The organism is Paenibacillus fonticola DSM 21315, from assembly GCF_000381905.1.
GTDB lineage: Bacteria > Bacillota > Bacilli > Paenibacillales > Paenibacillaceae > Fontibacillus > Fontibacillus fonticola.
Map to the genome: position 1 here is coordinate 28376 of NZ_KB907280.1, position 13044 is coordinate 41419.

Here is a 13044-nt window from a genome sequence, read left to right on the forward strand (position 1 = left end):
GGATGAAGTGGATCAATTTAAAAATAACGACAATCGTGCTGTTGGCAGCTGCTTTGCTCAGCATGCCTGCGATTCCGGTCTCGGCGTATGCGCCTTATGAAAGCTATAACTACAACTATTGGGAAGAGCCCGTCCCTTCCCCTGCTGCTTATTTGCCGGATGATGTCCTGTCAGGCCGAAGCTTGGGCATTGGGGATTTCAAAGAGCCGGGCGATATGTACGTGGATTCGTCCGGGGCCGTTTACGTGCTGGATAGCGGCAACAATCGGCTTGTGATCCTAGATCAAACAGGCGAAGTATTAAGGGTGATTTCTACCTTTGCGCATGATGGAGCGGAGGATCGCTTCAACAAGCCCGAAGGATTGTATGTTACCGATGACGGATCAATTTATGTAGCCGATACGGAAAACAAACGGATTGTCGTCTTATCGCCGCAAGGCGAGCTGAAGCAGATTATTCGTGATCCCGAGTCAGACCTATTCGCTTCTAACTTCACCTTCTATCCTACCAAGCTGGCTGTAGACAAAGCCGATCGGGTATATGTCGTTGCCCGGGGCGTCTATGAAGGAATCGTCCAATTCGACGATCAGGGCAGCTTCATTGGTTATCTCGGCACCATCAAGGTGAACCCGAGCGCAGCGGATTATATCTGGAAGCTCATCTCGACTCAAGCTCAGCGGGAGCAGATGGCCTTGTTTGTGCCCACGGAATTTTCGAATCTGGATATCGATAGCCAAGGCTTCCTGTATGCGACCAATATCGATGTCGATTCCAAAGAACCGGTCAAGCGGCTCAGCCCGTCGGGGCATGATGTATTGAAGCGTTATGGATATTTTGATGTGAAAGGCGATATTAACTTTTTCCGATTAGCGGGCGCAGGTATTGAAAGCGGGCCTTCCAAAATCGTGGACGTCAAAATCCGTGAGGGCGGCATGTTCAGCATGATCGATTCTTCGCGGGGGCGGGTGTTTACCTATGATGCTGAAGGCAACTTACTGTACATTTTTGGCGGGAAGGGCAGTCAGGTTGGAACCTTCAAATCTGTAGCGGCGATTGAGGAGTGGAAGGGTCGGCTGCTTATCCTCGATCGGGGTACCGGGCGAATCACGATATTTCGCCCTACTGAATTCGGAGCCCAGGTGAATCAGGCAGTGGCGTTCCATGCGGCGGGGGAAGAACAGCAGGCGGTGGCGATTTGGAAAGAGGTGCTGCGGCTTAACAGCAACTATGATACGGCGTATATCGGGATTGGCAAGGCTCTGCTGGTAAATAAACAGAACAAGGAAGCGATGAATTATTTTAAGTTGGGGATGGATCACCAGTATTACTCCGTAGCTTTCAAACGGTACCGGAAAGAGGTTATGCAAAGCTCCTTTAGCACCGTGATGACCGTAACGCTGGCGTTGGCAGCGACGGGGATGGGCTGGTTGATCTATCGAAAAAGAAAATTGAGGGGGATTCAAGCGTGAAAAAGGAGGATTTCTCTTTTCCCCTGCATGTCATTATGCATCCGTTCGACGGCTTCTGGGATATGAAATACGAGCAACGAGGCAAGCTGAGGATCGTTGCCTTGATTCTCACACTCGTTATCGGAGCGTTCATCTTTCAGAATCAATATGCGGGGTTCCTGGTCAACCGGATTGATCCGCGGACGCTGAACAGCCTGAGTGACGTCATCCAAAATCTGTTTGCCTTTTTTCTATGGAGCATTTCCAACTGGGCGGTGTGCACTTTAATGGATGGGGAAGGTCGGTTTAAGGATATTATGATGGCTACGGCCTATTCATTGGTACCTCTCATTCTGATCTGCTATCCAACCACACTTGTCAGCAATGTGCTTACGCAGGAAGAGGCGGTATTCTACTACTTGCTGAACGCGATTGCTCTGATATGGTGCGCCGGACTGCTGGTCATAGGCACGATGACCGTGCATCAATTTACGATGGGCAAAACGCTGGTCACCATGGCGCTGACCCTCGTGATGGCCGCCATTGTCATTTTTCTCATGCTGCTGCTGTACTCCTTGTTTCAGCAAATGATCGATTTCGTGTACAGCATTTATACCGAGCTGATCTTCCGGAAGTAGAAGGAGTGAGCCAGAATGAAGAACAAGAAAGTGTTAGGGAGCCTGACCGGGGCGGTTCTGCTTGGCATCGTGATCATCATTTTGACGCTGACGTATTCGTCAGCACCCGTCTCTCCGGTGCTGACGGAGGGTGCGCAGGAGCAAGCGGAATTTGAAGAGGGGCGGGAGCTATTTTTCTTGCAGGACAGCGGGGTGCCTGTAGAAGGTATGAGGCTCGTTGCCCGGCAAGGCGAATATTCTCTTTACTATAATCCCGAAACCGCAGAGGTGGCCGTAAAGGATGCGGGGAGCGGTGACATTTGGCACTCCAACCCGGTGGACGCTTCGGAGGATACCTTGGCTACCCCCTACGAGAAGGAGTCTCTGGCTTCCCAGTTCAGCCTGGAATTTCGGGACGAGAAGACCAATTTGCTCAAATTCCGCAGTTACCCGGATAGCGTACAGCGGGGGCAGTTTACAGCCGAAGGGATTGAAGATGGGCTAAGAGTCATTTATACCTTGGGGGACAATTCCAAAGGAATTGATTTGCTCCCCAAATATATTTCGGCAGACCGCCTGGAGGAGGCCGTGCTGAGCAAACTGGATGAGGCTACGGCCAAATATGTCGCATTGCGGTATTACAAGGTGAAGGATCGTCCTGGCCTGCTGGAGAGGCTGGATGATCAGGTGGGCAAAGAGCTGGTGCTCAAAAAAATGCTTACGGCCTTCGAACAGGCCGGATACGATGAGAGCCAGCTAGCCATCGACAATGAAGAGAATGGCGTGACCGGAAGCTCTGTGGCCGAGAAGCCGCAATTTGTCGTACCTTTGGAATATCGTTTGACCTCGGAGGGACTGAAGGTAAATATCCCAATGAGCCAGGTTGAGGAAAATCCGAAATACCCCCTGCATAAAATCGAATTTATGGAATACTTCGGGGCAGCGGGGGCCCAAGCCGAGGGATATATGTTCGTTCCTGACGGATCAGGTGCGCTAATCCATCTCAATAACGGCAAAATCAATGATGACCGCTATTCCCAGGAGCTATATGGAGGAGATAAAAATCAGAGCAGCCGCAATCGCCTTCAGGTTACGCAAAACGCAAGGCTGCCTGTATTCGGGTTAAAAGAAGGAACACGCGCTTGGTATGCCACGATCATGGAGGGTGACGGGATTGCCAGTGTGAATGCCGACGTAGGCGGCAAGCTGAACAATTACAACCATGTCTATGCCAGCTTTCAGATTCGCAGTGAAGATGAGCTGTTCATGATGTCTGGGAACAAGTTAAGCGAAGTGCGATTGACGACGAAATTGGGCTACCGGGGCGCAATTGGGGTTAAATACAGCTTCCTGCAGGGAGAGTCCGCCAATTATGCTGGAATGGCCCGAAATTATCAGCAGCAGCTGGTGAAGGATGGCCGGCTGGGTGTGGCTTCGCGGGATTCATCTTCGGCGGGCAGCGACCATGCGAATACGAATCTCCCATTCCATGTAGACGTGTATGGGGCGATTACGAAGCAGACTGCATTTCTGGGCGTGCCCTATAACGCTATTACAGCTTTGACGACGCTGGATGAAGCCGGTCAGATGGGTCAGGATATGCAAGAAGCGGGGATCTCAAACATTCAGATGCGTCTTGTCGGCTGGTCGAAGGGTGGAGTGAATCATAAACTGGCTTCTGCTACGACTCAAGGAAAAGTCGGAAGCAACAAGCAGCTCGCGGGCTTGTCCGCATGGCTGAAGGAGCAGGGTGGGGCATTATATCCCGATGTCGCCTTCCAGCAGGTTCATCATGACACGCTGAATTTCTCCCCCTCCCAGGATGCCGCAAGGTTTATTACCCGAGAGGTTGCCAGCCAGTCTCCCTATCGGAGCGATCTCAATCGGATGAGCCATAGCCTATACGGGAGTTATTATCTGCTGTCTCCAGCTAAGCTGAGCTATTACGTCGATGATTTTATCAAGGGCTATCAAAAACTAGGCGTGCCGGACGTATCCCTTCGCGATTTGGGCGATGTGTTATATGGGGATTATCGCGCCAGCCGCATTGTTGATCGGCAACAGGCCAAAGAAGTGGTGGAGGCCGAGTTGGCCAAGCTGGATGAGAAGCAGGGGCAGATGCTGATTGTGGGTGGCAATGAATATGCGTTGGCTTATGCGGATTATGTCATTGATGCGCCGAATAGCTCCAGCGGCTTTAATATTGTGGATGAAGAGGTGCCGTTCTATCAATTGGTGCTGCATGGATACGTCGGTTATGCCGGCGAGGCCGTGAATTTGTCGCCAGATCAAGACCTGGAGCGAGCGCTGCTGAAGATGATCGAATATGGCGCAGCCCCCCATTTTGCCTTCACGAAGTCCCCCTCCTCCGAGGTAAAGTTTACGAGCTTCGATGCTATGTATTCTACGTACTATATGGATTGGCTGCGGGAAGCCGCCGATTTGTATGCGGAGGCGAACGCGGCGCTTGGGCCGCTGCAGAAGGTGCGAATGACGGATCACCGACTTGTTCAAGAGGGAGTATATGAGACGGTGTATGAAAATGGAGTTCGCATCTGGGTGAATTATACGGATCAGGCTGTCTTGGTTGAAGGGCAGAAGGTGAAGCCTATGGGCTATGAGATAGGAGGGGGAGCGCGGTGAGAAGGTTTCAGTGGACGTTGACTAGGCGACGAGCGCTCTTGGGAATTGCTTTTATCTCGCCGTGGCTGCTCGGCTTTATATTCTTATTTCTCATCCCGTTGATCCAGTCTGTCTCATTCAGCTTTCATAAGCTGACTATGATCGAAGGCGGTTATGAGTTGACGGCGGTAGGGTGGCAAAATTTCAAAGATGCTTTGCTGGTAAATCCAACTTTTAATCGGATCCTGACGGAATCTGTGATCGATATGATCATTAACGTGCCGTTAATTTTGTTCTTCAGTTTGTTTACGGCCACGCTGTTGAACCAGAAATTCCGGGGGCGAACGGCAGCGCGGGCGATTTTCTTTCTTCCGGTCATTCTGGCTTCTAGTGCCATTACAGCGGCTGAAGCCTCGGGTCTGATCAATTTGATCGGTGACGCCAATGCCATTAATGAGTTGGGTGGCGCGGCATCCAGTTTTAACGGGGACTACATCATTATGATGCTGCTTGATCTCGGGATTCCAAACGTGTTCGTTGAGTACCTGATGGAAGCCATTCTGCGCATTTATGATATCGTCAGCAGCTCGGGGGTGCAGATTATTATATTTCTGGCGGCGCTGCAGAGCATTCCAGGCTCCATGTACGAGGTTGCCAAAATCGAAGGAGCCACGAGCTACGAGACGTTCTGGAAGATTACCTTTCCCATGGTGAGCCCACTGATTCTTACCAATGTGATTTATACGATCATCGACTCGTTCTCGAACAGCACGATTACTCGAACCATATATACTACAGCCTTTCAATCGCTTAATTTTGGCCTGAGTGCAGCCATGGCCTGGTTATACACGTTGGTCATCGCCATCATCCTGATCGTTATCGGGGTGAGCGTATCGCGCCGGGTCTTCTACTACGATTAAGGCAAAGCTTAAGGGAGGTTAGCGGTATGGAACTGCAAAAGGCGACCGCGCGCACCAAGCGTGCGTGGCTAGGCAATGGGGGACATCGCCTGAGAAGCAAGGTTCAAAATGCCTTGTGGTCTTTGTTCCGGTACGGCATTATATCGGGGATTTGCTTTGTCATTATTTATCCGATCATACGAAAGATAGCGGTAGCGATCATGGATAAGCAGGATATATACAACCCGACGATTTTCCTCATTCCTCAAAATTTCACCTTGGATAATATCAGGACGGCGATGAAGGTGCTGAATTATTTTCCTACGCTCGGCAATACGCTTGTATTCGTGACGATCACGATGCTTTTTACGACGTTGTCATGCGCTTTGGCGGGATATGGGTTTGCAAGGTTTCATTTTCCGGGCAAAAATATTCTGTTCGGCCTGGCGATCCTAACGATCTTGATCCCTGCTAATACGTTAATGGTTCCGATGTATTTGCATTTTCGCAGCTTTGATTTTCTAGGTATCATTCACTTGCTGACAGGCAAAGAGGGGATGAATCTTATCAACACGTACTGGCCGACCACGATTTCAGCCCTTACGGCCAATGGATTGAAGGCAGGCTTGTTTATCTACATTTTCCGCCAATTTTTTCGGGGACTTCCGAAGGAAATTGAGGAATCCGCACTGATCGATGGAGCCGGGGGTTTTAAGACGTTTTTCCGTATCATGCTGCCTAATGCGGTACCCCCGCTCATTACCGTGCTGCTGTTTTCCTTTGTGTGGCAGTATAATGACTCGTTCTATACTTCGTTATATATGAGTGAAATGAATCTGATGCCGACGATGGTTGCCTCGATCGCAGCCAATGCCAATACGGTTATTCAATCGATGCTTCCGGGCGGGTATGACCCGAATGTGAAGATTGACCCCAACTACATCGCGATGATCGTGGATACCGGCATATTATTGGTTATTGTTCCGCTGCTCGTGCTGTATTTGTTCGTTCAGCGATATTTCGTGGAAAGCGTGGAACGAAGCGGTATTGTCGGATGAAGCTGGAGAGGGAAGCGGGGTGCCGCCGATGTCGAGAAGAATGACGGCCCGTCAGCGCAAATTCATGATCGGCCTAGGCATGCTCATAGTTGTTGGAATGATTCTGGTCGCGTTAGTTATGTTGGGAAATATGGGGGAGGATGAGGCTGTGAATGACCGAAATCGAAATGATGCAGCAGAGACCCGGGCGGTGCCGGGAATCTGGGGAATCCAGGCGAACTCGGAGCAGGTAGGTCAGTATGAGAAGTTCGAATTGAAGCTCGATGTGGCGGGGGAGTGGGAGAATCCCTATGACCCGGATGAAGTAGATTTGGGGGCGTTATTTACTTCTCCCTCCGGCAAGGCATGGACGATCAACGGATTTTATGACGGGAGAGAGTGGCTTATTCGATTTGCTCCAGATGAAATCGGAGAATGGATCTATGAGGTTCATCTGATTACGGGTACCGGGGAATACCGTCATCAAGCGTTGACATTTACCGTGGAAAAGTCCTCTTACCATGGGGGGTTAACTGTGCCTGCGGGGGAGAGTGGACGTTTCCTAGCCTATCGCGACGGAACACCTTTCTTTGCGGCGCCTCTCGCTTACCCTTGGGGAGTTACGGAGAGCGGCCTGGATCGGATTAAGGCGGCCGGGGGGAATTTAATTACGTATTGGAATGGCAATTATGACCATGCGGGCAATGGGGGTGGAGTGCAGCAGCTGGAATCTAATCAGACAGGCCCTGGCCGCTATGATCCACAGAAAGGTGACCGGGTCGATGAACTGCTGGATTGGCTGGAGCAGCGCGGGATGATGATGAATTTTGTCGTATGGCCCCATGATTCGTTGGCCCACAACATTAATTGGCCCGCGACATGGAGTCAGAATGCCTATTCCTCGCTCGGGGAAGCGACAGAATTCTACAGCAGCGAGGAAATGTGGCAATATCAAGAGAAGCTTTACCGTTATATGATTGCGCGGTGGGGACATAGCCGGGCGTTTGGTATCTGGGATCTCATCGTTGAGGTGAATGGAACCGATGGTTGGCAGCTAGGAGATGCCGCCAAGGCGGATGAGTGGCTGACGCGTATTCATGCCTTTTTCCGAGACCATGATCCATATCGTCATCCTACAATGGGCTCTATGGCCGGCAACCGCGAGGATTATTGGGGGCATGCTTATGAGACCCTGGATATTGCAGATCGCGAGAATTATTACAATCTTCACCACACGGCCTTCGCGGAAGACATCCAGCTCCGATGGAAATCCTATCGCAAGCCGCTCTGGATCGGCGAGACTGGTAATGTGACGGATCCTGCAATCTATCATCGGACGATCTGGACGGGGATTAGCAACGGACTGGCCGGCCTCCCAACTTGGTGGACTGAGGAGCATATGAATGAAGATATGCTGGAATCGATGAAACATGCCGTAGAGTTCATGCAGGACATCGATCTGGCAGAAGGGCGCGAACCGCTGGCAGCCGAGCCAAAGTGGAGTGAACGCCAGCTGCCTGCTACCCTGAATCTACTGCAGTTCGATACGTATTCCAGCTGGGCTCTGCCTTCATGGGCAGATGCCAATAAAGATTCCAACGGCGTAGTATACGAGCTGACGGCTTCTGGGGAAAAGGAGCAGCTTACCATCCATGCAGAAATGCGCTTTGCTACAGGCTCTTACGCACAAGGCGTGCTGGAGGGCATACCTGATGTGCACGATTGGTCTGGTTATGAACTATTAGAGGTGGAGATTTTCGTAGACGGCAAGGACTTAAGCGCTGACAGTGCCAGCAAGCTGAGGGCAAAGGTTGTATTGCACCCCGACGGGCAGTGGCGTGAAGCGGCCGATGTCCATGCAGCCCAGTTGCAGAAGGGATCTTGGGTCAAGCTGCAGGTTCCTCTCCGCGGCTCGGCAGGTTATTGGCAGGACGTAGAGCTTGCCCAGGAGCAGCTGAACCAGATCGCGAGAGTCGGCGTGAAGCTGTATTGCCTGGAATCAGACGCCGATGCTGGTTCTGTAACCGTGCAATTGCGGGGTCTGAAGCTCGTCTCGTCCACTCCGCCGGTACAGCGGGTCAAGCGGCTGGAGGGCTGGATGATGCGGGGCGGACAGACTTCCTATGGCTGGGTTGTATCGGATGAGCAGCAGGCGGGCGGGGAAGAGATCGTGTTTGAAAATTGGGGCTCTCATCCGGTAGAGGTTGCCTGGTACGATCCATGGATGGGGGAGTGGGCAGGCCCGCAGATGCGGCAGCAGGCGCAGCCAGGGCCGGGTGGCGATTTAACTTTGCAGGTACCTGCTGACTATAAAAAACAGGACATTGCTTTTGTGCTGATCAGGCATCTGAAGGAAGGGTAGGGATGGATCAGAGAATATGGAATCATCGCCGGAGTCTAGGGTGCACCCAGGACAAGATCGCATCCGGGAAGCTTATCGTAGGATTTATCGGCGGTTCCATTACCGATGCGCGTCCAAGGTACAATTGGCCGGAGTATGTTATTGCCTGGGGACGAACTTTCGGCTCGGTTTAGTAGGTATTATACGTTAATCCTATGGGATGTGAAAAAAGCTCCCCTCATAGCAGCAGATTTTATTCTTAATCTGTCGGCTGTAGGGGAGCAATTCGTTTTATAGGAGAGTAGGGAAATTGTTTAGTTGTTATTGAACAATGTTATACGGAACAGGAGCCGTCCGAGCAGGATGGATCTGAATTAGACCCGGCTTCTGAGCTGCCGTCGGACTTGCCGTTAATGACTTGCAGAGGCTGCTGCTGGTCCTCCTGCCATACCTGCTGAAGCACCTCCAGGAACGTCTCGCTCGGCTGTGCGCCGGATACGGCATATTTATTGTTGAACACGAAGAAGGGTACTCCGCTGATCCCAAGCCGTGCGCCTTCCTGGAGCTCTTCCGTCACCGTGTGATCTAAGTTGGCCTCCTCAAGAACCTTGAGCGCCTCTTGCTCGTTTAGGCCGATCTCAGCGGCTAACCGGGCCAGTGTAGGGTGATCTCCCAGGTCGAGACCTTCGGTGAAATAGGCCTTGAACAGCCGTTCTGCCAGTTCGTTGGCCTTGCCATGCTGCTTGGCGAATTGCGTTAGTTGGTGCGCATCATGGGTATTCGTTGGAATGACGCTGTCCATGTGGTACTCCAGTCCGACTTCCGCCGCCTGCAAGGTGACTTGGTCGTTCATTTGTTTGGCCCGCTCGTAAGGCATGCCGTACTTCTCGGCCAAAATCGTATTCATATCTTTGCCGGTATTCTTCTCCGCGTCGGGAGCGAGCTCGAAGCTGCGGAAGCCGACCTCGACCTGATCCCGGTGCGGGAATTGCTCCAGAGCTGCTTCGAATTTGCGTTTGCCGATATAACAGAACGGACAGGCGAAGTCTGACCATATATCTACTTTCATAATGTACCTCCTTAGGGTTCATTGGTTTATAAAAACTAAATCTGAACGTGCTGTACATGTTCTACTCTTCGATGATTTCCACTGGAACAAGCTTGAACTGTTCCACGTCGACCAGGCCCCGATTCGAAATGCGGATGTCAGGAATAACAGGCAATGCAATGAGCGAAAATGTCATGAACGGCGCGTTTAACGGGCAGCCCAGCTGCCGCCATGCGGCTACGAGCTGCTTTACTTCTTGAAAGACAGTTGCCAGCGGCTGATCTGACATGAGTCCGGCAATGACCATCGGTACCGAGGCGAGAATTTGGCCGTCCTGCACCGCAATCATGCCGCCGCCCAGCTTAGCAAGCTCATTGGCTGCAAAGGCCATATCTTCTGCATTAGTACCCATAACAAGCAGATTATGGCTGTCATGGGCGACTGTTGAGGCCACCGCTCCCCGTTTCAACTGGAATCCTTGCGCAAACGCTAAGGAGATTTGTCCTGTGCCATGATGACGCTCAATACATGCTAATTGTACAATGTCCTGCTCCAAATCGGGACGGATCACGTCGTCGGACACAGGCAGTGTGGCCGTGCCCTTTTCGGTGCGGGCGCTGTTCTCAATAACCCGAATCAGATTCACCCTCGCAGACGTTCCCTTACTTTGGCTTTGCAGGAGAAAGTCATGCGTAGTCAGCGGCCGGGCTAAATGAACAGATTGACGTATATGTTCCGGATAGACATAGCTCGGGAAATCGACTGACAATTTGCCTTCATCATAAACCAGATGTCCATTTGCAATAACGGTTGAAGGCTCCATCTGGCGCAAATCGTCCAGAAGCAGAATGTCCGCACATTTGCCGGGAGCGATACCGCCGATATCTCCATCCAGTTTAAAATATTTAGCTGTGTTGATCGTCCCCATCTGAATGGCGGTGACCGGATCAACGCCTTCCTCGATGGCCCGGCGAATGACATGATTGAGATGACCCTTCTCTACAAGGGTTTCTGGATAGACATCATCGGTCACGAGCATTATATTGCCGGTCTGCACCCGGTCTTCGGTTACGACTTTAATGACCTCTTTGACATCATGCCAGGCGGAGCCTTCGCGGATCATCAGGTGCATGCCGAGGCGCAGCTTGCTCAGTCCTTGCTCGCGCGTGACGGTCTCATGACAAGAGTTTACTCCTGCTGCAATATAAGCTTGGAGCTGCTGCTCGTCCTCACTCGGATAATGGCCGGTCACTGCTTTGCCAGCCTGCAGGGTAGCTTTAATTTCTCCAGTCATTTTCGGTTCTCCGTGAACGACCCCTGGAAAATTCATAACCTCGCCCAAGCCGGCAACGCCGTCCCAGGTCATTCCTTCCGCGATATCGGCGACATGAAGCTCGGCGCCCGAATCCTCTAAATCGGTAGTGGACGGAACGCAGGAAGGGAACGTGGTGTACACTTTAAGCGGCAAGCTGCGGCCTTCTTCATGCATAAGGCGGACACCTTCTGTTCCGAATACGTTAGCGATTTCATGCGGATCCATAAATATAGCTGTCGTTCCCTTAGCGAGTGCAGCCTTGGCGAATTCAGTCACGGACAGCATCGTGCTCTCGACATGCATATGTCCATCAAGCAGTCCGGGGGAAATAAATCGGCCTGTGGCATCGATAACTTGGGTATTTGCCCCTATGATATGCCGGGCATGGCCAACATACGCAATCCGTCCGTGTGCGATGGCCACATCGGTGTTCTCTATTAGCTCTCCGGTATAAACATTAACCAATGTTCCATTTGTAATAACCAAATCTGCGGGCTGTTTTCCCATAGCTACCTGACCCAGATGATAACTGACGTCATATAGCCGATTCGATGTGTATTTGCTCATTCCTCTGTCGCTCCTTTGCTTCCTGGCGGCCAAATTGCAAGAAAGGCTGTCCGCCAAGCAAACAGCTCAGTGGACAGCCTTAATTATGTTATTATTATACGCCTTCTGCGGTGACTCTTTCAATCACTTTGTCGACGATCCCGTACTCTGTCGCTTCAGCCGCGCTCATGAAGTAATCGCGATCGGTATCCCTCTCAATTCGTTCCAGCGGCTGGCCTGTACGCTCTGCAAGAATGTGGTTCAGCTTATCGCGCATTTTGAGAATGCGGCGGGCGCGGATTTCGATGTCGGAAGCCTGGCCCTCGGCACCGCCAAGCGGCTGATGAATCATGATCTCGCTGTTCGGCAGCGCATAGCGTTTGCCCTTCGCGCCTGCATTCAATAGGAATGCTCCCATCGAAGCGGCGAGTCCGACGCAAATGGTGGATACATCGGATTTGATAAATTGCATTGTATCATAAATGGCCATGCCTGCGGTAATCGAGCCGCCGGGGCTATTAATGTACAAATGAATATCTTTGCCTGGATCTTCTGCATCAAGGAACAGCATCTGCGCAATGATGGAGTTGGCAACGACGTCATTCACTCCGCTACCAAGGAAGATAATTCGGTCTTTCAGCAGTCTGGAATAAATATCGTATGCACGTTCTCCGCGATTGCTCTGTTCAACGACCATTGGAATATAACTCACCGATAAAACCTCCTTAGATTCAAAGCTATTTCAGCCTTGCGACAGGCAAGGCCCGCTCTGCAGCGACTGTATAGCTTCTATTGTAATATGGGTTCTGGCATCGATTCAATCAATCTCATAATTGACGTAATCGAGAAATATTAACCTCATCATAAACAATTTTAAACAGAAAGTCAAAGATGGTCAAACTTATTTTAAAAAAAAGAAAAGGCATCCGCCAGTGTATGTTGAAATACGGGGAAATAGGCCAAATGGCAAAAAAGAAAATAAAAAAAGCCTTGCTGGAAGGCTTTGCGTTAAAATGCAGCTGTGAAATTATGATGGCGCGCCCGCGAGGAATCGAACCTCGATCTCAGGCTCCGGAGGCCTACGTCATATCCATTGGACCACGGGCGCAAATTTAGCGTAACAAAAATGATTATATGGTATTGGGAAATAAAAAACAAGTGGAAATTTCTA

Annotated in this window: 10 protein-coding genes and 1 tRNA gene; 7 read left to right on the top strand and 4 right to left on the bottom strand. The window is 51.1% G+C overall.

The features are described from left to right. Positions 1-2: 2 nt before the first annotated feature. Genes G358_RS0126005 through G358_RS33280 form a run of 7 tightly spaced genes read left to right on the top strand, consistent with a single transcriptional unit; the run spans position 3 to position 9158 of the window. Positions 3-1469: an NHL repeat-containing protein gene (locus tag G358_RS0126005; protein WP_019640195.1), complete on the top strand. Its 1467-nt coding sequence runs from the start codon at positions 3-5 to the stop codon at positions 1467-1469. Then, the gene (locus tag G358_RS0126010) at positions 1466-2086 is read left to right on the top strand and encodes a Yip1 family protein (RefSeq protein WP_019640196.1); all 621 of its coding nucleotides are present in this window, start codon (positions 1466-1468) and stop codon (positions 2084-2086) included. The genes G358_RS0126005 and G358_RS0126010 overlap by 4 nt, the downstream gene beginning before the upstream one ends. Before the next feature lie 15 nt (positions 2087-2101). Next, the gene (locus tag G358_RS0126015; protein WP_019640197.1) at positions 2102-4708 is read left to right on the top strand and encodes a DUF5696 domain-containing protein; all 2607 of its coding nucleotides are present in this window, start codon (positions 2102-2104) and stop codon (positions 4706-4708) included. Continuing rightward, on the top strand, positions 4705-5607 hold the full coding sequence (locus tag G358_RS0126020; RefSeq protein ID WP_026342479.1) for a carbohydrate ABC transporter permease: 903 nt from the start codon (positions 4705-4707) through the stop codon (positions 5605-5607). The genes G358_RS0126015 and G358_RS0126020 overlap by 4 nt, the downstream gene beginning before the upstream one ends. A gap of 26 nt (positions 5608-5633) precedes the next feature. Continuing rightward, positions 5634-6644 carry a carbohydrate ABC transporter permease gene (locus tag G358_RS0126025; RefSeq protein WP_019640199.1) on the top strand — a complete coding sequence of 337 codons (1011 nt, stop codon included), beginning with the start codon at positions 5634-5636 and terminating at the stop codon, positions 6642-6644. Between the two features lie 28 nt (positions 6645-6672). Next, positions 6673-8985 (top strand): DUF5060 domain-containing protein, encoded by a 2313-nt coding sequence (locus tag G358_RS0126030; RefSeq protein ID WP_157274491.1) that lies wholly within the window; start codon positions 6673-6675, stop codon positions 8983-8985. 2 nt (positions 8986-8987) lie between these two features. After that, positions 8988-9158, top strand: a complete 171-nt coding sequence (locus tag G358_RS33280; protein ID WP_019640201.1) for a hypothetical protein — start codon at positions 8988-8990, stop codon at positions 9156-9158. Between the two features lie 140 nt (positions 9159-9298). On the opposite strand, the gene G358_RS0126040 is transcribed toward G358_RS33280, so the two are convergent. The 4 genes from G358_RS0126040 to G358_RS0126055 form a co-directional block, all read right to left on the bottom strand. Beyond that, the gene (locus G358_RS0126040) at positions 9299-10033 is read right to left on the bottom strand and encodes a DsbA family oxidoreductase (protein ID WP_019640202.1); all 735 of its coding nucleotides are present in this window, start codon (positions 10031-10033) and stop codon (positions 9299-9301) included. 61 nt (positions 10034-10094) lie between these two features. Continuing rightward, positions 10095-11894: an adenine deaminase gene (gene ade, locus G358_RS0126045; protein ID WP_019640203.1), complete on the bottom strand. Its 1800-nt coding sequence runs from the start codon at positions 11892-11894 to the stop codon at positions 10095-10097. 94 nt (positions 11895-11988) lie between these two features. Continuing rightward, positions 11989-12585: an ATP-dependent Clp endopeptidase proteolytic subunit ClpP gene (gene clpP, locus G358_RS0126050; RefSeq protein ID WP_019640204.1), complete on the bottom strand. Its 597-nt coding sequence runs from the start codon at positions 12583-12585 to the stop codon at positions 11989-11991. A 321-nt stretch (positions 12586-12906) separates the two neighbouring features. Next, positions 12907-12981: transfer RNA gene (locus G358_RS0126055), tRNA-Arg, on the bottom strand. Positions 12982-13044: the final 63 nt, after the last annotated feature.